Raw genomic sequence first — 20,923 nt, 5'->3', positions numbered from 1 at the left:
TATTTTAAATCCAGCACCATCAGGGAGTTTTTAATATGTCAGCAAAAAAGCTGAAGTTGGGCGCCTTTATATTGATGATATTAACATCGGTATTTGGCGTCACTAATATCGGGATCGGTTTTTACCGAATGGGATATGCCGCCATTCCGATGTTCGTGATCGGCGGACTGTTCTTCTTCATCCCGTTCATTTTGATGATGATCGAATTCGGCACCGGCTTTCGCAAAGAGGCGGGCGGTATCTTTACCTGGATGCGCCACTCGGTCTCGACCCGATTCGCCTTTATCGGTCTGACCATGTGGTTCGCCTCCTACGTCATCTGGATGTTTGGCAAGGCGCTCTCTATGTGGGTGCCCCTCTCCTTCATGCTGTTTGGCCGCGACATCACCGTCATCCCGGTCACCCTGGGCACTGGGGTCGACTTCGGCCCCTTTATTCTGGGCGTGGTCGCCATCGCGCTGGTTGCCACCGTCACCAAGCTCATCACTCTGGGCAGCGCCCGCTTCGCTAAAGTGGCGGCCATCGGCGGTCTCTCCGTGGTGGCACTCAACGTGTTGCTGCTGGTCGGTGGCGTCTTCACCTTCGCGGTGAGCGGCATGACTCTGCAGGAGCCCTTCACCCAGGCATCGCTGACGGCGTCTCCCAATGCCGCTTTCAACGACATCATCCCCTTCCTCGGCTTTATGGTGTTCGCCATCTTCGCCTACGGCGGGGTCGAGGCGATGGCCGGGGTGGCTGACGAGCTGGAAGATCCCGAGCGTGACCTCAAGCGCGGCATCTTCCTCTCCGGCGCCTTCATCGTTCTCTGCTACATCATCGGCTTTCTGGCGGTCGGCTCCATCATGCGCTGGAGCGACTTCCCGGCCGAGGGGATCACCTCTCTCTCCGCCCTCTTCATCATCATGCTGGAGCTGGGGCGCCATCTGGGTGGCGAGTGGCTGGGACAGGTATTCATGCGCTTTGCCGGATTGGGCATGTTCCTGAGCTATCTGGGTGCTTTTATCGCCCTCTCCTACGCGCCGCTGCGCCAGTTCATCACCGGCACCCCGAGCTACTTCTGGCCGGAGCGTTTCCAGCGCGAGAACGAGAATGGCGTGCGGATTGAAGCTCTCAAGATGCAAGCCTGGGTGGTCTGCCTGTTCATTGCCGCCAAATCCATCTTCACCCTGATCAACCCGGAAGGGGCCGCCGCCCTCTATGAGCTGATCATCACCATGACCAACGTCGGCATGACCCTGCCCTACATGTTCCTCATCTACGCCTGGTATAGCTATCGCAACAACCCGGCGCTGGGCAAGGACCTGATCTTCTTCAAGAGCGCGGGCTCGGTACTGCTTGCCACCATCATCAGCCTGATCCTGGTCGCCTTCGGCAACGTCTTTACCGTGGTGGCCCCCTTTATCTCCGGCGATATCTCCACCGGCGTCTGGACCATCATTGGCCCGCTGCTGTTCGTGGTGATCGCCATGCGCTTCAAGATCAAGCAGGAGGATGCCCACTAAACGGTAAGCAACGCACCATGCCAATCGGGACCGCTCTGGTCCCGATTTTTCTTGCTCCGCGATGCCATGCCCCGGCAAACCCTCACCATGATGTCCTGTCGGCAGCCCCCATAAATAGACTCCAGAGAGGCCATTTTCACCCGCGTTTCGCTGCCAGAGCCCTTTTAACGCCGCAAATTATCAATATCAAGGTGAGAATGATTGTGAAGCGCCAGTTCACGACATATAACTTAGCGAGATATCCCTGTATTTCGCCCGGTAGAGCTGATCATGATGATGCGTTCCCTCCTTCCCCTGTTGCTTGGCGCAGTAATGCTGCCGGCCACTATGGACAGTGCCCATGCCAACCCCTTTTCCGCCAGCAGCAAGAGCAGCAGCGGCTTTCTCGAGCGACGGGATGTGCCTAACCTCAGCTCGGCTGCCTTCGTGGTGGCCAACCACAGAACCGGCGAGGTGATCTCCGAGCGCAACGGCAACCGGGTAATGCCCATCGCCTCACTCACCAAGCTGATGACGGCGCTGGTGGTGCTGGATGCCAACCTGCGCCTCAACGAAATGCTCACCGTGACCAATGCCGACATCGACCGCATCAAGGGAACCGGCTCGCGCCTGGCCATAGGTTCCAGGCTCAGTCGCGCCGAAATGCTCCATATCGCCCTGATGTCCTCTGAAAACCGCGCCGCCTCGGCGCTGGCCCGCCACTATCCCGGCGGCCAGCGTGCCTTCGTCGAGGCGATGAACGCCAAAGCCCGCATGCTGGGGATGTGGAATACCCGCTACGCCGACAGTACCGGGCTCAACCCGCGCAATGTCTCCACCGCGCAGGATCTCGCCAAACTCGCCGCCGCAGCGGCCTCCTATCCGCTGATCCGCCAGTACTCCACCGACGAGCAGAGTTATGTGCGCACCAACAAGCGTCAGCTGCACTACCTCAACTCCAACCGGTTGATCCGCGAAGGGCAATGGGAGTTCACCCTCTCCAAGACCGGCTATATCCGCGAAGCGGGCCGCTGTCTGGTGCTGGGCACCAAGGTCAATCGTGAGCCGGTGATCATGGTGCTGCTCAATGCCGAGACCACCAACGATCGGGTCGCCGATGCCAAGCGGATCAAAACCTGGCTGGAGAGCTCGGGCAGAACCACCCTTGCAGCCAACCAGAGCAGCATGCTGACTCACCAGTAAGCTCGAGCTCCCCAACCAAGCGAGGCACCTGCCTCGCTTTTTTTATCTGCATGAGCGCGCCCAAAAAATGGGATCCAGTTCCCGCTACAGGTAACACCTTCTGCCATCCCGTTACAAAACGTAACTACTCAACAGCGTGATTCACACTAATAGAATCAATTGGTTGTAACCTGGCAGCAAGAATTTTAGCGTGCCATCACAACCCCTGTAACGACGAGCCACCATGCGTATTTCCAGTATCGAGTGCGGGCGGGTACTGGCCATTCTGGCCGTGATGACCATTCACGTATCCCCCTTCGCCAATCCGTTCAATCCCGCCATGTGGGGAAATGGATCCTGGCTCTGGCTGAGCGGCACCATCAACCAGTTATGCCGCTTTGCCGTGCCGCTGTTTTTCCTCTGTGCCGGTTACTTTCTGCAGCCGAGACTGAGCCGCGAAGCGCCGCTGACCGTTGCCTGGCGCTACTGCCACCCCTTGCTGCTGCTCTGGCTGGTATGGAGTCTGGTCTACCTGCTGGTGCCGTTCAATCCGCTGGATGCCGTGCAGCAAGGCTATCTGGCCTCCCTGCGCGGGCAGTGGCAATTCCAGCTCGGCGACCCCCTCAATGGCTGGCTGGTGGGCGGCATGATCCACCTCTGGTTCCTGCCAGCCCTGATCATGGCGGTGACCCTGCTGGCACTCTGTTACCGGCTTGGCAGACCATCGCTCGCCATCTGGCTGGGTCTTGGCCTCTACCTGCTGGCGCTGCTGGGGGGCTCCTATGCCAAGCCGCTGCTGGGTGCCGAGTGGCCACTGCTCACCCGTAACGGCCCCTTCTTCTCCCTGCTGTTTGTGGCACTCGGGGCCCTGTTGCGCCAGCGTCAGTGGCAGCCCGATGCCCGCACCGGCTGGCGACTGCTGCTGGCGGGCGTGGCGCTCTATGGCTGTGAAGCCTGGGGGCTGCAGCACTTCGCCGGGGTGCCACTCACCCGCCACGACTTCCTGCTCGGCTCCCTTCCCTGGGCTCTCGGTCTGTTTGGCCTGCTGCTAGCCAACCCCGAGTGGGGCAAGGGCAGCTGGCTTGAACGTCAGGCCCCCAAAGTGCTCGGGCTCTACTGCCTGCACATGATGCTGGTGGTCTGGCTCTTCGTGTTCGGCCCACAGGGCGCATCCATCCTGTGGGAGATCGCCAAGGTGCCGCTGCTGCTGGGATCGTCTCTGCTGGTCTATCGCCTGCTGGCGGCCTTGCCCCTCACCCGCCGACTGCTGCGCACCCACTGATCCGGTATCCGGCCCATCCTATCGGGCCGGATACCTCTTCACGTTTAGCCCCTTTCTCTTCCGCTACGCCCTTTTTCCCTCGCTTCATTCTCGCCGTTTGCTGCAATGACTCTGCTTTTCAGCCTAGCTCCCCCGACCGCACAACCCGCCTCCAATGCAACCCTCCATTTTCACCTTGCCAGACAAATGAAAATCAATATCATTGGCATCCCGCTTAAGCGGGTCAGGCTAATTATAATTAAATCAATATGTTCGAGCCGTCAGGTCGACATCCAAAGAGTCAATATTGAATATGCAGCACCCTCACTTTCGCAGAACGCTGGTCTCATTGGCACTGCTGGGCACCGGCTTCACAGCCCAGGCCGCCGATGAAACCATGACTGTGGTTGGCAAACGTTCCCAGCATCAGGAAGTTGCCACCGCTACCCGTACCAATACGCCAGCCAAGCTGGTGCCCCAGACCATCGACAGCGTCAAGGTCAGCGAGCTGACCGCCTTCGGCCAACCGACGCTGAGTGAAGCCCTGAGCGGCATTCCCGGGGTCAACGCCAGCGGTGACACCCGCTTCGATGGGGTCAATATCCGCGGCTTCAGCGCCAGCAACGACTTCTATCTCGACGGATTCCGCGACGACATGCAGTACACCCGGGATCTCGGCAACATCGAGCGGGTGGAAGTGCTCAAGGGCCCGGCTGCCGTGCTCTACGGACGTGGCAGCACTGGGGGCATCGTCAACCGGGTCAGCAAGAAGCCACAGAAAGGACAGGAGTCCAGCGTCACCGCCCGGGTCGGCAGCTTTGACAGCCAGCGGCTGGCAGCCGACCTCAATGGCGAGGCGAGTGAGCAGGTGCAACTGCGCCTCAACATGGCGCAAGAGGACAAAGATAGCTTCCGCAACGGCGTGAAGAGCAAGCGCACCCTGCTGGCACCTTCCGCCAACTGGGAGATCAGCGACAACCTCAACTGGCTGGTGCAGTACGAGCGCAACGAACATGACCGCACCCCGGATCGCGGCATTCCCGGGGTCAATGGTCGCCCGGCCGATGTGCCGCGGGAGTATGTTTACAGCGATACCAGCCGTGACTTCATCGATGACGTGGCGCAATCCACCCGTTCCCGCCTCTCCTGGGACATCAACGATCAGTGGCAGCTGCGCCAGCAGCTCGGTTACTCCACCCTCGACAGCCAGTTTGACAACACCTATGTCACCAGCGTCAAAGGGGATCAGGTGACCCGCTCCCGCTGGCAGCAGGATCTGAAAGCGAAGAACCTGATCAGCAACACCGAGGCCGAGGGTCTGTTCCAGACCGGCCCGGTGGAACATCGTCTGCTGGTTGGCTTCGAGCAGAACTGGCAGGAGCGCACACCCAAGCTCTACCAGAATGCCACCGCCATCCCGTCTGGCAACCTCTACGATCCTGGCTCGCTGCCTACCTACAATGGTGCCATGAAGCTCTCCAGCGACGCCAAACACAAGGTGCGCGGCAATGGCCTCTATCTGCAGGATCAGCTCAGCCTGGGTGACTGGCATCTGGTTGGCGGGCTGCGCCGTGACGACTTCACCGTCACCAGTCGCCGCTACGACCTCAACAAGGAGGAGAGCGTCTCGGTCAATAGCCTGAGCCCGCGCCTCGGTCTGGTGTGGAACCCCCTCGAGGATCACGCCTTCTACACCTCCTACAGCAAGACCTTCACTCCAGTGGGTGGCGAGCTGATCGGCATCACCCCGGGCGACAAGAATAACGGGCTGGAACCCCAACACACCCGCCTCTACGAAGGAGGTGTGAAGAGTGACTGGCTGAATGGCAAGCTGGCGACCACCCTCTCCCTCTATCGACTGGAGATGTACAACAAGCGCACCAAGGATCCGCTGGATCCCACCAAGGTGATCCTCACCGGCCTGCAGCGTACCGAGGGGATCGAGCTGAGCGCCCGCGCCGAACTGACCGACGAGATCTACCTGCGTGGCGGCTTCGCCATCCAGGATGCGGAGCAGGTCAAGGCGGATGCGGACCTGCAGGGCAAGCGCCCGATGAACGTCTCCCGCCAGAATGGCCAGTTCTATCTCGGCTACAAGAGTGGCGAGCTGGGCTGGTTCGGTGAAACCGGCGTAACGGCGGTGGGCGATCGCTTTGCCGACAACGCCAACACCACCACACTGCCCGGTTACGCCCGCTTCGATGCGCGCGCCGGTTATCGCTGGCAGCAGTGGGAAGCCCAGTTGAGCGCCGAAAACCTGACCGATCACGAGTACTTCGTCAGCGCCACCAGTGCCACCCAGATCATGCCGGGCACACCCCGCCAGCTGAGCCTGACCGGTACCTACCGTTTCTGATCCCAGTGACAACCACCCCGACTGGCCAGCCCTTGCTGGCCAGTTTTTTTATGAAGCAACCACGATGAAACGCAGAAGAGTTCCCCTTCACAACAACAAATGGGTACGCCGCCTCCATGCCTGGGCCGGTTTTTTTACCCTCGCCCTGATGCTGATGTACGGCATCACCGGCCTCTGGCTGCAACACCGAGCCGTGTTGCCCATCCCTGGCCCCCACACCGACAAATCGAGTGAAGAGATTGTGCTGGAGGCGCCGCTCGCCAGCCCGGAGCAGCTGAAAAGCCTGCTGCAACAGCGCTATCCCGATACCTTTGCCGACGGACGAACCATAATCACCCCGCCCCAGACCCTGCCCACTCCGAACGGCCCGCTCACCCTGCCCGCCAAGTGGGAGATGCGCGGCGTCACCCTCAGCCAGAGCGTGGCCGCCAGCTATGTCGAGGGCACCCTGCTGGTGCGCACCGATCTGCAACTGGCCAACGTTGCCGCCAGCCTCAACCGGCTGCACCGCGGCATGGGCACCGGCCTCGGCTGGCAGCTGTTTGGCGATATCGCCGCCCTGGCCCTGCTGCTGCTGGCCCTCACCAGCCTGTTTATGTGGACCAAGCTGCACGGCACACCCAGAGCCATCATCGTGCTGACGCTCGCAGGTACCCTCGGTACCCTGCTGTTTGCCCTGCTGGGATAGTGCGGCAACCATGTTCTGATGCAGCAAGGTTTGGAAAAAAACCACAATAGAAACAGGCCGCTGGCGGTGATGCCGTCAGCAGCCACATCAAGAAAAGGAAATAACGGAGAGCGGAAAAAGAGAAGGGATACCAAGAGGTAACGGGAAGTACAGCCTGCTCAGCAGCGACGCCCCAAAAGCGCAGGAACGCCAAAAACAAAAGGCCATCATTGCTGATGGCCTTTTGTCATGAATTTGATGGTGCCCGGGGTCGGACTCGAACCGACACGGTTATTCACCGGCGGATTTTGAATCCGCTGCGTCTACCGATTTCGCCACCCGGGCAACTGCGAGGGATTATACGAATGGCGCGATGCCATGCAAGGTGTTTTTCGATTGAACACTCCCGTTTGTTCATTTATTCAACGCCTTGCCGATGCGGGGCCAGTTACATAGAATGCCGCCATCATCTTAATGGAATAAAAACGATGGCCAAGCCTAAAAAAGTCCAACAAAAATCCCCCTCTACCGCCACTCAGCCATACCCGTCAGCGGGTCTGCTGCGTCGCCTCGGCGCCCTGGTCTATGATGCGCTGGTGGTGACTTCGCTGCTGATCATCGCTGGCTTCATCGGCATGGGTGTCGCCAAGCTGTTGCTGGTCACCGGCATGGCCAGCGTACCGGCGGGTGAAGATACCGTCTGGTTGCTGACCCGCCACCACCTGAGCCTGATCTACACCCTGTGGCTCGCCTTCGTCATCTGCGGTTTCTACACCTGGTTCTGGACCCGCGCTGGCCAGACCGTCGGCATGCGCGCCTGGCGGCTGCGCATTCAGAACGAGGATGGCAGCCACATCCGCGTTACCCAGGCGCTGATCCGTCTCGCTACCGCCGCCTTTGGTCTGGGCAACCTGATGTGCCTGTTCAACCGCCAGCGCCCGCGGGCGTTCCAGGATATCTGGGCCGAGTGCGAAGTGATTGTGCTGAGCAAGCAGGAAAATCTGGAGCTACTGAACAAGTAATATCGGTTTAATGCAGCAACGAAAGAGGGCACCAACAGGTGCCCTCTTTGCATAGCCTCATAACCTCGTGCGGATTACTGCTTGCGACTGAGGATGTAGAAGGAGATACCGCCAAACAGCAGGCTGGGCGCAACGGCCGCCAGAATGGGCGGTACCGCATAGACCAGACTGATGGGGCCAAACACCCGATCACTCACATAGACGGCGAAGCCGGTCATGATCCCCATCAGCATCCGCGCCCCCATGCTCACCGAGCGCAGCGGGCCGAAGATGAAGGAGGAGGCCAGCAGGATCATCGCCACCACCGAGAGCGGTGACAGCAATTTGCGCCACATCTCCAGCTTGTAGCGACCGGCATCTTGCTTGTTGGCATCGAGATAGCCGATGTAGTCGAGCAGACCGGAGACCGAGAGATTCTCGGGGTCGATACTCACCACCCCCAACTGCTTGGGCGTCAGCTCCGAGCTCCACTCCATCTTGTCGTGCTGTTCGCTGCGGATCTGCGCCGGGTCGTCGAAGCGGGTAACCTGGGTCTGCTTGAGCAGCCAGTGGTGGCGCTCAAACACCCCCTCCTGCGCCTGCACCACGTCGATCAGCTTGCGCTCGGGGGTGAAGCGATAGAGGGTGATGCCGGTGAGCGCGCCATCGTTGCGCACCCCGTTGATATTGACGAAGTTGTTACCATCGCGAGCCCACACCCCGTAGGCGGAGACCGTCAGACGACCTTCGGACAGCGCACCCGCCTTGATGTCATCTGCCATCCGCTTGGCGATGGGGGCCACATACTCCCCCATCAGCCCTACCAGGATCATCAGCGGGATCGCCGTCTTGAGCGCCGCCATCACGATACTGATCTTGGAGCGACCAGCCGCCTGCATAACTACCAGCTCGGAGCTGGTCGCCAGCTGACCCAGACCAATCAGGCCACCCAGCAGCGCGGCCAGCGGGAAGAACAGCACCGCCTCCTTGGGCATGGAGAGCAGAACATAGTAGAGGGCGTTGATCATGTCGTAGTTGCCGTCACCGACCGACTTGAGCTGCTCCACATACTTGATGAGCCCCGCCAGACCAACCAGCGTGATTTCACACAGCAGGATCGACATGAAAATGACCCGACCGATATATCTATCGAGAATGCCGAACATCAGCCGAGACTCCTATCTTGCAGCTTCATGCTGATTTTCTCCTGAAGAGCGATGCACCGGGTCGGCATCAAAATGACCCGATTGTCATATCTATCGAGAATGCCAAACATCAGCGGTAGTTCCTATGTGGCTTCATCATTTTGATTTGTTTATGAAATATTTGCTCTTCACCCCGTTCCACCAGCTGGTGCCCTGCAGATTGAGGGGCAGGCCGATAAACAGCAGGTAACCGAGCGGCACCAGGAACATCCCCGGCCAGTAGGGCAGCCGACCGCTGTCAATGGCCGAACGGGCGGCACTGAGCAGCAGGAAGTAGGAGAGATAGAGCATGATGGCGGGCAACAGCTTGGCGTAGCGCCCCTGACGGGGATTGACCCGCGCCAGCGGTACCACCAGCAGGGTGAGCACCGGAATGGAGAGGGGCAGCGAGATGCGCCACTGCAATTCCGCCATCATGGCGTTGTCCTGGGTACCGAACAGTTCCATGGTCGGCTTGGCCGCCGCCTTGCGGTTGGAACGCTCCATCTCCTGCTGGCGGATCACCAGACCATATTCGCGAAAATCGGAGATCTGGAACTGCTTGCCGGAGAAGTTCCCCTCGTAGCGGGAGCCATCCATCAGGGTCAGCCACTGCAGGCCTTTCTCATCGACCGTCACCACCCCTTCGGTCGCCACCACCACCGAGGGAGGATTGTTCCCCTCCGCCCGCTGCAGCACGAAGATCTTTTGCAGTTTTGAGCCGTTGTCGTTCAGATCCTGGATATAGGCAACCAGACGCCCCTTGTCGAGCTCCATAAAGCGGCCTGCCTGCAGGAAGGAGATACCCGGATCCGCCTTGAACTCGTCGATCACCTGATACTCGCGCTCCTTGGCTTGCGGGGCGATCCAGCCGGTGTTGAATGCCGCGACGGCAGCAGTCAGCAAGGCCAGCAACATGGCGCTGCGCATCACGAAACGGTGACTGAAACCGACCGCATGCATCACCGTCATTTCGCTTTCGGCGTAGAGGCGACCATGGGCAAACAAGATGGCTAAAAAGAGACTGATAGGCAGCATCAACAGCGCCATATTGGGCAAGTTGAGCAGCAGCAGGGTGGAGACCAGACGTGTCGGCACCTCACCATCGGCGGCATCACCGATGATCTTGATAAATTGTTGGCTGACAAAGATAAGCAGCAATACGAATAACACTGCCAGCTGGGTTTTCAGGGTTTCCCTGAACAAATATCGGAAAACGATCACAGTCATTCCCAAGTAAACTTGTGTTTTTAGTCGAATGCCTGAAAAATAGGGCCGTATATTGGATTTTTACCAGTTTGAACTGCGGAGCCTGTGGCTGTTCGCTCCGCCTCTGATACCCCAACAAGCACCGCATTATTCAATAAAAGGTGCCTTTTGTCTTTAGGATGTAGGAGATTCCATGGAGTTCAGTGTAAAGAGTGGCAGTCCAGAGAAGCAACGTAGCGCCTGCGTCGTAGTCGGCGTATTTGAGCCTCGTCGCCTCTCTCCGGTTGCCGAACAACTGGACAAGATCAGCGATGGCTATATCAGTTCGCTGCTGCGCCGTGGCGACCTGGAAGGGAAACCAGGCCAGATGCTGCTGCTGCATCAAGTACCGGGCGTGCTCAGCGAGCGCGTACTGCTGGTCGGATGCGGCAAGGAGCGGGAACTCGACGAACGCCAGTACAAGCAGATCATCAACAAGACCATCACCACCCTGAACGAAACCGGCTCCATGGAAGCGGTCTGCTTCCTCACCGAGCTGCACGTCAAGGGTCGGGATACCTATTGGAAGGTGCGCCAGGCGGTAGAAACCACCAAGGCGGGCCTCTACAGCTTTGATCAGTTCAAGACCAACAAGGCCGAGCCACGTCGCCCGCTGCGCAAGCTGGTCTTCAACGTGCCGACGCGTCGGGAACTGACCATTGGTGAAAAAGCCATCGCTCACGGTCTGGCCGTGGCCAAGGGTGTGCGGGTCTGTCGCGACGTGGCGAACATGCCGCCCAACGTCTGCAACCCGGCCTATCTGGCCTCCCAGGCCCGTCGTCTGGCCGATGCCTATGACAACATCACCACCAAGGTGGTGGGCGAGCAGGAGATGGCCGAGCTCGGCATGAACTCCTATCTGGCGGTGGCCCGCGGCTCCGACAACGAAGCCATGATGGCCATCATCGAATACAAGGGTCATCCGGATGCCAAGCCCATCGTGCTGGTCGGCAAGGGTCTGACCTTTGATTCAGGCGGCATCTCCATCAAGCCGGCCGACGGCATGGACGAGATGAAGTACGACATGGGTGGCGCCGCCTCCGTGCTCGGCACCATGCATGCGCTGGCACAGCTGCAACTGCCGATCAACGTCATCGGCGTACTGGCTGGCTGTGAAAACATGCCGGGTGGCAACGCCTATCGTCCGGGTGACATCCTCACCTCCATGTCCGGCCAGACCATCGAAGTGCTCAACACCGATGCGGAAGGTCGTCTGGTACTGTGTGATGCGCTGACCTATGTGGACCGCTTCGATCCGGAAACCGTGATCGACGTGGCGACTCTGACCGGTGCCTGCGTCATCGCGCTGGGCCACCACACCTCGGGTCTGCTGGCCAACCACAACCCGCTGGCCCACGAGCTGCTCAACGCCTCCGAGCAGGCGGGTGATCGCGCCTGGCGTCTGCCGTTGTTCGACGAGTATCAGGAGCAGATCGACAGCCCGTTCGCCGACATGGCCAACATCGGCGGTCGTCCGGCCGGTACCATCACCGCGGCGGCCTTCCTGTCACGCTTCACCAAGAAGTACAACTGGGCCCACCTGGATATCGCCGGGACCGCCTGGAAGAGTGGCAAGGACAAAGGCTCCACCGGTCGTCCGGTGCCCCTGCTGACCCAGTTCCTGTTGAACCGGGCTGGCGTGGATATCGAAGAGAAAGAGTAACTCTCCGGCCCCTGCCGATGGCTGCATCGGAAGGGTTGGCGTTACCCTGAACCACAAGGAAGAGGCCCGCCTCTTCCTTGTTTCATTCTTGAATCAGTGAGCTGCGGACGGGAAACGCCCCGTCAGCCTCATGAGGCGGTCAACAGTCCGTCACCGCAAAACGGGATCAACCTGATGAGCCAAGTGACCTTTTACCTGATGAGCGAACAGGATGACGCGCAGGCCTCTGCGGTCGAACGACTGGCCTGCACCCTTGCGGCCGAGTCGTGGGGCGCGGGCCATATCTACCTGTTGTGCGACGATGAGGCGCAGGCCCTGCGCCTCGACGAACTGCTGTGGCAGCTGCCGCCGGAGCGCTTCGTGCCGCACCAGCTGCAAGGCGAAAGCGGCATGGCCCCGGTGGAGATCGGCTTTCAGCCGCCGAAACGGCGCTACGCCCGCCTCATCAATCTGGCCACTGCGACACCTTTGTTTGCAGGACACTTCGCTCAAGTGGTAGATTTTGTCCCCACTGATGAAACACAAAAGCAGCAAGCCCGCGAGCGCTACAAGCACTATCGCCAGGCAGGCCATACCCTCGAAATGAGGGATCAGCCCGTCCTTGCCGCACCGGATCCGGCGCAGCCATGACTGCAACCTATTGATCCAAAAAGAATCAACACCAGAATCCATCCATCCAGATTACGGCGAGACCATGGAAAAGACTTTTAATCACAACGCCATCGAACAGGCGCTCTATCAGCACTGGGAAGCCCAGGGTTACTTCAAGCCCCACGGCGACACCAGCAAAGACTCCTTCTGCATCATGATCCCGCCGCCGAACGTCACTGGCAGCCTGCACATGGGGCACGCCTTCCAGCAAACCCTGATGGATACCCTGATCCGCTACAACCGCATGCAGGGCAAAAACACCCTGTGGCAGGCAGGTACCGACCACGCCGGTATCGCCACCCAGATGGTGGTTGAGCGCAAGATCGCAGCAGAAGAGGGCAAGACTCGCCACGATTACGGCCGTGATGCCTTCATCGACAAGATTTGGCAGTGGAAGGAAGAGTCTGGCGGCACCATCACCCGCCAGATGCGCCGTCTGGGCGACTCCGTGGATTGGGAGCGCGAGCGCTTCACCATGGATGAGGGTCTCTCCGCCGCCGTGCAGGAAGTATTTGTCCGTCTCTACGAAGATGGCCTGATGTACCGCGGCAAGCGTCTGGTGAACTGGGATCCGAAACTCAACACCGCCATCTCCGATCTGGAAGTGGAAAACCGCGAGATCAAGGGCCACATGTGGCACCTGCGCTATCCGCTGGCCAACGGCGCCAAGACTGCCGAAGGCAAGGATTACCTGATTGTCGCCACCACCCGTCCGGAGACCATGCTGGGCGACACCGCCGTGGCAGTGAACCCGGAAGACCCGCGCTACAAGGCACTGATAGGCCAGCACATCCTGCTGCCGCTGGTGAACCGTCTGATCCCCATCGTCGCCGATGAACACGCCGACATGGAGAAGGGCACAGGTTGCGTGAAGATCACCCCGGCTCACGACTTCAACGATAACGAAGTGGGCAAGCGCCACAGCCTGCCGATGATCAACATCTTCACTCTGGACGCCCATGTGCGTGCCGAGGCCGAAGTGGTCGATACCAACGGCAACCCGAGCACCGCCTATGACGCGGCCCTGCCGGCCGAGTTCGCCGGTCTGGAGCGCTTCGCGGCCCGTAAAGCGATTCTGGCCAAGCTCGAAGAGCTGGGTCTGCTGGACGAGATCAAGGATCACGTGCTGCAACAGCCTTACGGCGATCGCGGTGGCGTGCCCATCGAGCCGATGCTGACCGACCAGTGGTATGTGCGCGTGGCCCCCATGGCCAAGACCGCCATCGAAGCGGTGGAAGATGGCCGCATCCAGTTCGTGCCCAAGCAGTACGAAAACATGTACTTCTCCTGGATGCGCGACATTCAGGACTGGTGCGTCTCCCGTCAGCTGTGGTGGGGTCACCGCATCCCGGCATGGTATGACGACGCCGGCAATGTCTACGTGGGCCGTGACGAGGCGGAAGTGCGTGCCAAGCACAGCATCCCGTCCGTGACCACCCTGCGTCAGGACGAAGACGTGCTCGACACCTGGTTCAGCTCCGCCCTGTGGACCTTCTCCACTCTGGGCTGGCCGAACAACACCGAAGCACTCAAGACCTTCCACCCGACCGACGTGCTGATGAGCGGCTTCGACATCATCTTCTTCTGGATTGCCCGGATGATCATGATGACCATGCACTTCATCAAGGACGAAAACGGCCAGCCGCAAGTCCCGTTCAAGACCGTCTACATCACCGGCCTTATCCGTGACGAAGAAGGCCAGAAGATGTCCAAGTCCAAGGGCAACGTGCTGGATCCCCTCGACATGATCGACGGCATCTCGCTGGAAGATCTGCTGGAGAAGCGCACCGGCAACATGATGCAGCCGCAGATGGCCGAGAAGATCGGCAAGCGTACCGCCAAGCAGTTCCCGGAAGGGATCGAGGCTCACGGTACCGACGCCCTGCGCTTCACGCTGGCGGCGCTGGCCTCTACCGGTCGTGACATCAACTGGGACATGAAGCGCCTGGACGGCTACAACAACTTCTGCAACAAGTTGTGGAACGCCTCCCGCTATGTGCTGATGAACACCGAAGATCAGGATTGTGGTTTTGCCGGTGGCGAAATGGCGTTCAGTCTGGCGGATCGCTGGATCCAGTCCCAGCTGCAAGTGGCCATTCGTGACTTCCGTACCGCCCTCGATACCTACCGCTTCGACATCGCCGCTGGCGTGTTGTACGAATTTATCTGGAACCAGTTCTGTGACTGGTATCTGGAGCTGACCAAGCCGGTACTGGGCAAGGGTTCCGAGGCTGAGCAGCGCGCTGCCCGCCATACCCTGGTGACCGTGCTGGAAACCCTGCTGCGTCTGGCGCACCCGATCATCCCGTTCATCACCGAGACCATCTGGAAATCGGTCGCTCCGCTGGCTGGCGTACACGCCGACACCATCATGATTCAGGCCTTCCCCGAGTTCGACGCCGCCAAGGTGGACGAGGCCGCGATGGCGGATCAGGAGTGGGTGAAGGAGTTCATCGTCAGCATCCGCAACATCCGCGCCGAAATGAACGTGGCGCCCAGCGTGCCCCTCAACGTGCTGCTCCAGTGCGATGCCAAGGATGCCCAGCGCGCCGGTGACAACGAGGCCTTCCTCAAGTCCCTGGCCCGTCTGGAGTCCATCCGCGTACTGGCAGACGGTGAAGTGGCTCCCCTGTCAGTGAAGAAGCTGATCGGCGCTACCGAGCTGATGATCCCGATGGCCGGTCTCATCGACAAGGACGCCGAGCTGGCCCGTCTGGCCAAAGAGGTTGCCCGTCTGGTGGGTGAGTGCGGCCGCATCGAAGGCAAACTCGGCAACGAAGCCTTCGTTGCCAAGGCGCCGGAAGCGGTGATCGCCAAAGAGCGCGAGAAGCTGGAAGATTACCGTCTCCAGCTGACCAAACTGGAAGCCCAGCAGGCCGAGATCGCCGCGCTGTAAGCGCCGCGTCTAACCGCTACAGCAAAGCCCCCTGACCCAAGGGGGCTTTTTCATATCCGCGCTTCCCGTTTCAGCTCACCAACAGCCAGCAGCAGAAGCCGAGATAGAGCAGCGCGACCAGCGCCAACCGCCCCGCAGTCATGGCCCCCTTTCGGAGCCCCCACCACAGCAAGCCCACTGCCAGCAGCGTCACCAGCGAGGAGGCCATCATGGCGCCATCCAGCAGCCAGGGGGTAAACAGCAGGCAGAACGCCTTGGGGATGGTGCCCTGGATCATCATGGCCCCGGAGATATTGGCCAGCGCCAGCCGGTTCTTGCCCTGTCGCACCCAGATCAGCACGTTCATCAGCTCCGGCATCTCGGTCGCCACCGGACTCAGTAGCAGGGCCGCCAGCACCGGCGAGAGGCCAAACAGCTCGCCCATGCTCTCCAGCTGATGGACGAACAGCTGAGCCGCCAGTGCGACTATCACCAGCGCAGCCAACGTCTGCAGCAGCACCTTGCCAAGGGGCGGGATCCCCGCGTCGGGAGCCAGTTTGAGGGGCTCCGGCAGCTCGACCTCGTGGCTGTCACTCTGTTTCAGCTCGCGCCGCACATAGACGAGGTAGAACAGCACAAAGAGCGGGGCCAGCCAGCTCTTGCCGCTAAAAGCGACCAGACCCAGCGCGGTTGCCACCAGAAAGATGCCCATAAACCAGCGCTGATCCCGGCCAATCTCGCGCTGTACCTCGCCATCGATGGCCCGTTCGGTACGCCCCATGCAAAGCAGCAAGGTAAGACCGACCGCTGCATAGCCGATGGTCGCCAGCACCAGTGGCCCGCCGAGGGTAGCACCGATGCCGATCTCCTGCTGGGCAGTCGTGTTGCCCATCAGCAGGGCGGTGAGGGTGACGATGCACTCGGGCAGCGCCGTACCCAGTGCCGCCAGCAGCGAACCGGTGGCGCTTTGGGAGAGTTTGAAGTGGTGGCCGGTCCACTCGATGCCGTTGACGAAGTATTCGCAGGCAAGGTAGATGGTGACCGCAGAGACGAGAAATAACAGCAGGGTAATCAACATAATAGATACCGCCAGGCGAGCAGAATAACCGATGGACCCGACATGGCTCGCCCAGCTGGCGTGCATATCGAGGCCAAAGGTCTTGCAGAGCGATAGTGCCTATCGCCGCCCATGCCATGGATGCGAGGATCCAAGAGTGTTGACATGGGCCCGGCCCGGAATGCGGGCGGGTTGCTACTCCCCAATGACTGAGGGGACGTTTTACCAACTCGACCGCCGCCTCACAAGGCAAATTAATGACAACTCATTCAATAAGTTGTAAGGGAATGTAACCTCGCCAGCGCCCCCTCCCCGCCACCATTGCGCTGTTGGCACACCGATTGCTGTAGGTAGTTCACTATCCACAACAGTTTGGGAAGGATGAACAATGAAACGGTGGATCCAACATTTCTATCAACTGAACCGCCTCAATTGGCTGATGGTCTGGTTGTTGCTCTGCTGCAGCATCATTCTGCTGTTTCCGGCCGGGCTGATGAAAGGGGCCGTCAGCCAGTGGGCTGCGGATCATGCGGCCTGGCTGGGGGTCGGCATGCTGATCGCCATCTCCTACTTCTGCAGTCAGGGCTTCCTGATCGCCTGGGAGTGGGCGTGCGAAGAGTGGCAGGCGCGCCGTCAGCAAGACCAGCTGGCCCAAATGATCGGCTTCCTCGACTTCAACGAGAAAGCGGTGCTGCGCGAGTTCGTGCTGCAGCGTAAAAGCGTCATAAACTTGCCGATCACCGAGCCCGCCGTCAAAAACCTGATGGATGCCGGCGTCCTCACCTACGCCTACGGCAAGCCGACCCGGGAGAAGGATGACGAGAACCAGATCCGCGCCCTGATGATCGCCCTGCCCGCCCGACCGCTGCTCACCTACAAGGTGCTGGGACTGTCGCGTGGCAAGATGAGCGACGAGCAGGTGGAGCAGATCATGAATGCCAGACCCAAGTTCGCCCAGAAGGGGTTCCAGCGCTAACCGCCCCCCAACCGCCAGATGCAAAAGAGCCGGACACTGTCCGGCTCTCTCGTTTCTGCGCGACGTTCTGCGCCGCCTCTTCCGTCTTCTTGCGCCCTACCCCTTGAGGCTGGAACAGAAGCTGACATCCGCGACCTTGGTCACCGGATCGAAGCTGTAATAGAGCTCGAAACAGGGCCGATCATCAAATTCGAAACCGGCCGCTACCACCTCACCGATATGTTGCTGCCAGAGCGCGGGATATTGGGCCGGGTCGGTCACGGTGAAACGTGACTGGCCATAACGGCCACCCACCAACAGTTGGATCTCCACATTTCCACTGCCTTTGGTACCCGCCGGAACGGTGACGCAGATATCGGTGCGACACTGCTGGGGCGCGGTGATTTCGGGGTTGTCGTGGTAGATGAAGATCCACTCCCCCTCGACCAGCCCCTGCTCGGCCGACCACTGGTAGAGCTGGTCACACACCGGCTCGTAGCCAGTGCCGTAAGGGCCGGTCACCCGGATATAGGCCAGGGTGCGCGGCGCCATCTGTTCGGTTTTCATCGGTTGCCTCCTTTCATCGGAACGGCTTTCAGCATAACCAGCCTCGCGGGCAACGGCGTGTCCATTCTTGCTCAGTTGTAGCAGTGAAGGTTGCTGGCGCAGCGCCCCCGGCGTCGTGGCAAACTGCTTGCGAAACGCCTTGGCAAAGGCCTGCGAGCTGGCAAAACCGGCCGAGAAGGCAATCTCGGTCACCGGGTCGCGGCTGTAGCAGAGGGAGCGGGCTGCCCGCTCCAACCGCAGGCGGCGCTGCATCTCGGCCGGGGTTTCACCGGTGACGGCGGTAAAGACCCGATGAAAGTGATAGCTGGAGAGCGAGGCTAGCTTGGCGGCTTCGCTGAGGCAGAGCTCGGGATTCTGCTCCAGCGCCCGGATCACCGGGCGCAATCTGGCCTGATAATCGACCATGCTGTTAGCGACTGGCGCCCCCCGCCACTCTGGCCATATGGAACACATCCACATAGCGTCCCTGCCGGAAGGCATAGTCGCGGGCCAGCCCCTCCTGAGTGAAACCGAACTTGCGATAGAGCGCCTGTGCGGCCTCATTGTCGGTATAGACGGTCAGCTCAATCCGGTGCAGGTTGAGCCAGTTATCGGCCAGATCCAGCGCTGCTGCCATCAGGGCAGAGCCCACCCCCTTGCCAGCCCAGTCATCCCGTACCCCCATGCCGATACCGGCCACATGCTTGCGTCTCGGATTGGGCTCCACATGCAATGAGATCTGGCCCACCAGCCCCCCATCTGCTTCCGCCACCAAGGCGACCACATCACCGCTCTCCAACCGCTTCTGCCACTGGCTAAGGGGAGGCATAGGCAGGTGCAAAGTGCCCGCCTGGGCATTGGGCATGGCGTAGAGATCCCGCAAGGCGGGGGCATCGGCCGGTTCGGCATGACGAATGGTAATCTGCATATGAGGCTCCTTCTCGAAGCCTCCATCATGCAATATCCGGCGCAGTGAAACATCCCCTATCCACACCCATTTGTCTTGCCTATCAAAGGGCGAGGAAAGGCCCATTGGCCGATCAAAGAGCAGATCCGTAGGCTGGCCCCATATCAACAAGGAGAGAAGCCATGACTGACAAGACCCTGCACAGCGCCAACGGTGCCCCCGTCGTCGACAACAACAACAGCCTCACCGCTGGCCCGCGCGGCCCCATCCTGATGCAAGATATCTGGTTGATGGAGAAACTCGCCCACTTCGACCGTGAGCGCATTCCCGAGCGGGTGGTTCACGCTAAGGGCTCGGGCGCCTACGGCACCTTTACCGTGACCCACGACATCAGCCAGTTCAGCAAGGCAGATCTGTTCAGCGCTATCGGCAAGCAGACCCCGGTCTTTCTGCGTTTCTCCACCGTGGCAGGCGAGAAGGGCGCCGCCGATGCCGAACGCGACGTGCGCGGCTTCGCCCTCAAGTTCTACACCGAGCAGGGCAACTGGGATCTGGTGGGCAACAACACCCCGGTCTTTTTCATCCGCGATCCGCTGAAATTCCCTGACTTCATCCACACCCAGAAGCGGGATCCGCGCACCAACCTGCGCAGCGCCACCGCCGCCTGGGACTTCTGGTCACGCCATCCGGAATCCCTGCATCAGGTCACCATACTGTTCAGCGATCGCGGCATTCCCAAGAGCCTGCGGGAGATGAACGGCTACGGCAGCCACACCTTCAGCTTTATCAACGATGCGAACGAGCGCTTCTGGGTCAAATTCCACTTCAAGACCGAGCAGGGCCACAGCTTCTACACCGATGAAGAGGCCGCCACCGCCGTCGGGCAGGATCGGGAGACCAGTCAGGCGGACCTGTTCAACGCCATCGAGCGGGGCGACTTCCCGCGCTGGAAGGTCTATGTGCAGGTGATGCCGGAGGCCGAAGCCCAGACTTACAACATCCACCCGTTCGACCTCACCAAGGTGTGGCCACACAGCGACTACCCGCTGATCCCGGTGGGCGTGCTGGAGCTTAACCAGAACCCGGACAACTACTTCGCCCATGTGGAGCAGGCCGCGTTTACCCCGGCCAACGTGGTGCCCGGTATCGGCTTCTCGCCGGATCGCATGCTGCAAGGGCGGCTCTTCTCCTACGGTGACACCCAGCGCTATCGCCTCGGCGTCAACCACGGTCTGCTGCCGGTTAACGCCCCGCGCTGCCCGTTCCACCACGGCGCCCATCGTGATGGCGCCATGCGGGCAGACAGCAATGGCGGCGCCAGCCCCAACTATCAGCCAAACCGTTTCGGTACCCAGCAGCCGAGCGAGCAACACGAACCGGCGCTGAGTCTGGAAGGGGCCGCCCTGCACTACGACTTCCGTGACTACGACAGCGACTACTACAGCCAGCCGGGCAACCTGTTCCGCATCATGGACGAGGGGCAGCGTTCACGGCTCGCCGCCAACCTGGCCCGATCTCTCATCAATGTGGAGGATGACGCCATCGTCGCGGCCCAGCTCAAGCACTTCGAGCAGGCCGACCCCGAGTACGCCAAGCGGGTCGAACTGGCACTGGCCGCCTTGCAGCGCTAAGTCGCAAGCAGCCAACATCTGCAAAAGCAAAACGGGGGCCTGATGGCCCCCGTTGTCATGATGCTGACGGTGATAAATGCAAAACGGAGCCCGAGGCTCCGTCTTTTCAATGCAGTATCAATCCCTTACGGAACGTGCTTCCCGCTCCCTTGCCAACAAGCGTTTGTACCACCCGTTACAGCAACCAGGCTGTGCATTGGAAGAGTACCGCCGAGCTGGTGATAAATACAAAACGGAGCCCGAGGCTCCGTTTTTCAA

At 60.2% G+C, this 20,923-nt stretch carries 16 protein-coding genes, 1 tRNA gene and 1 riboswitch; of the genes, 11 read left to right on the top strand and 6 right to left on the bottom strand.

All coding sequences use genetic code 11. From position 1 onward, the window contains the following. The first annotated feature begins 35 nt into the window (after positions 1-35). From yjeM to PG888_RS00235, 5 genes are all read left to right on the top strand, one after another. On the top strand, positions 36-1,502 hold the full coding sequence (gene yjeM / locus PG888_RS00255) for a glutamate/gamma-aminobutyrate family transporter YjeM (protein WP_270692543.1): 1,467 nt from the start codon (positions 36-38) through the stop codon (positions 1,500-1,502). A gap of 270 nt (positions 1,503-1,772) precedes the next feature. Next, a complete protein-coding gene (gene pbpG / locus PG888_RS00250; RefSeq protein ID WP_005336410.1) occupies positions 1,773-2,684 on the top strand; it encodes a D-alanyl-D-alanine endopeptidase in 912 nt (303 codons plus the stop codon). A 223-nt stretch (positions 2,685-2,907) separates the two neighbouring features. Beyond that, positions 2,908-3,945, top strand: coding sequence for an acyltransferase (locus PG888_RS00245; protein ID WP_270692544.1), 1,038 nt, complete (start codon positions 2,908-2,910; stop codon positions 3,943-3,945). A 292-nt stretch (positions 3,946-4,237) separates the two neighbouring features. Further along, complete coding sequence (locus tag PG888_RS00240) at positions 4,238-6,280, top strand: TonB-dependent receptor (protein WP_270692545.1); 2,043 nt, start codon at positions 4,238-4,240, stop codon at positions 6,278-6,280. 64 nt (positions 6,281-6,344) lie between these two features. Continuing rightward, on the top strand, positions 6,345-6,968 hold the full coding sequence (locus PG888_RS00235) for a PepSY-associated TM helix domain-containing protein (protein ID WP_270692546.1): 624 nt from the start codon (positions 6,345-6,347) through the stop codon (positions 6,966-6,968). Between the two features lie 238 nt (positions 6,969-7,206). On the opposite strand, the gene PG888_RS00230 is transcribed toward PG888_RS00235, so the two are convergent. Further along, positions 7,207-7,292 (bottom strand) — tRNA-Leu (locus PG888_RS00230). Between the two features lie 143 nt (positions 7,293-7,435). Here PG888_RS00230 and PG888_RS00225 point away from each other — a divergent pair. Further along, positions 7,436-7,969 (top strand): RDD family protein, encoded by a 534-nt coding sequence (locus tag PG888_RS00225; RefSeq protein ID WP_270692548.1) that lies wholly within the window; start codon positions 7,436-7,438, stop codon positions 7,967-7,969. A 74-nt stretch (positions 7,970-8,043) separates the two neighbouring features. On the opposite strand, the gene lptG is transcribed toward PG888_RS00225, so the two are convergent. Then, positions 8,044-9,114, bottom strand: a complete 1,071-nt coding sequence (lptG, locus tag PG888_RS00220) for an LPS export ABC transporter permease LptG (protein WP_042061597.1) — start codon at positions 9,112-9,114, stop codon at positions 8,044-8,046. Between the two features lie 135 nt (positions 9,115-9,249). Then, entirely contained in the window at positions 9,250-10,362 is a 1,113-nt protein-coding gene (gene lptF, locus PG888_RS00215; protein WP_042655616.1) for an LPS export ABC transporter permease LptF, read from the bottom strand. Positions 10,363-10,534: 172 nt separating this feature from the next. Here lptF and pepA point away from each other — a divergent pair, with 172 nt between their 5' ends. From pepA to PG888_RS00200, 3 genes are all read left to right on the top strand, one after another. Continuing rightward, positions 10,535-12,043: a leucyl aminopeptidase gene (gene pepA / locus PG888_RS00210; protein ID WP_005336423.1), complete on the top strand. Its 1,509-nt coding sequence runs from the start codon at positions 10,535-10,537 to the stop codon at positions 12,041-12,043. A 174-nt stretch (positions 12,044-12,217) separates the two neighbouring features. After that, entirely contained in the window at positions 12,218-12,673 is a 456-nt protein-coding gene (locus tag PG888_RS00205; protein ID WP_075113329.1) for a DNA polymerase III subunit chi, read from the top strand. Between the two features lie 64 nt (positions 12,674-12,737). Continuing rightward, a complete protein-coding gene (locus tag PG888_RS00200; RefSeq protein ID WP_270692552.1) occupies positions 12,738-15,590 on the top strand; it encodes a valine--tRNA ligase in 2,853 nt (950 codons plus the stop codon). A 70-nt stretch (positions 15,591-15,660) separates the two neighbouring features. On the opposite strand, the gene PG888_RS00195 is transcribed toward PG888_RS00200, so the two are convergent. After that, positions 15,661-16,647, bottom strand: a complete 987-nt coding sequence (locus PG888_RS00195; protein ID WP_270692553.1) for a sodium:calcium antiporter — start codon at positions 16,645-16,647, stop codon at positions 15,661-15,663. A gap of 87 nt (positions 16,648-16,734) precedes the next feature. Further along, a riboswitch (yybP-ykoY riboswitch) is annotated at positions 16,735-16,842 on the bottom strand. Between the two features lie 172 nt (positions 16,843-17,014). Between PG888_RS00195 and PG888_RS00190 the strand changes: the two genes are divergently transcribed. Beyond that, positions 17,015-17,602, top strand: a complete 588-nt coding sequence (locus PG888_RS00190) for a superinfection exclusion B family protein (protein WP_005336432.1) — start codon at positions 17,015-17,017, stop codon at positions 17,600-17,602. A 96-nt stretch (positions 17,603-17,698) separates the two neighbouring features. Here PG888_RS00190 and PG888_RS00185 read toward each other — a convergent pair whose 3' ends face one another. Continuing rightward, positions 17,699-18,553 carry an AraC family transcriptional regulator gene (locus PG888_RS00185; RefSeq protein ID WP_270692589.1) on the bottom strand — a complete coding sequence of 285 codons (855 nt, stop codon included), beginning with the start codon at positions 18,551-18,553 and terminating at the stop codon, positions 17,699-17,701. A gap of 4 nt (positions 18,554-18,557) precedes the next feature. After that, positions 18,558-19,055, bottom strand: coding sequence for a GNAT family N-acetyltransferase (locus tag PG888_RS00180; protein ID WP_270692554.1), 498 nt, complete (start codon positions 19,053-19,055; stop codon positions 18,558-18,560). Positions 19,056-19,216: 161 nt separating this feature from the next. Here PG888_RS00180 and PG888_RS00175 point away from each other — a divergent pair, with 161 nt between their 5' ends. Beyond that, positions 19,217-20,665 carry a catalase gene (locus PG888_RS00175; protein WP_005355226.1) on the top strand — a complete coding sequence of 483 codons (1,449 nt, stop codon included), beginning with the start codon at positions 19,217-19,219 and terminating at the stop codon, positions 20,663-20,665. The last annotated feature ends 258 nt before the right edge of the window (positions 20,666-20,923 follow it).

It is taken from the genome of Aeromonas sp. QDB23 (genome assembly GCF_027707745.1).
Lineage (GTDB): Bacteria > Pseudomonadota > Gammaproteobacteria > Enterobacterales > Aeromonadaceae > Aeromonas > Aeromonas allosaccharophila.
The sequence above is the reverse complement of the archived record's forward strand: the minus strand, read 5'-3'. Positions and strand labels throughout refer to the sequence as shown.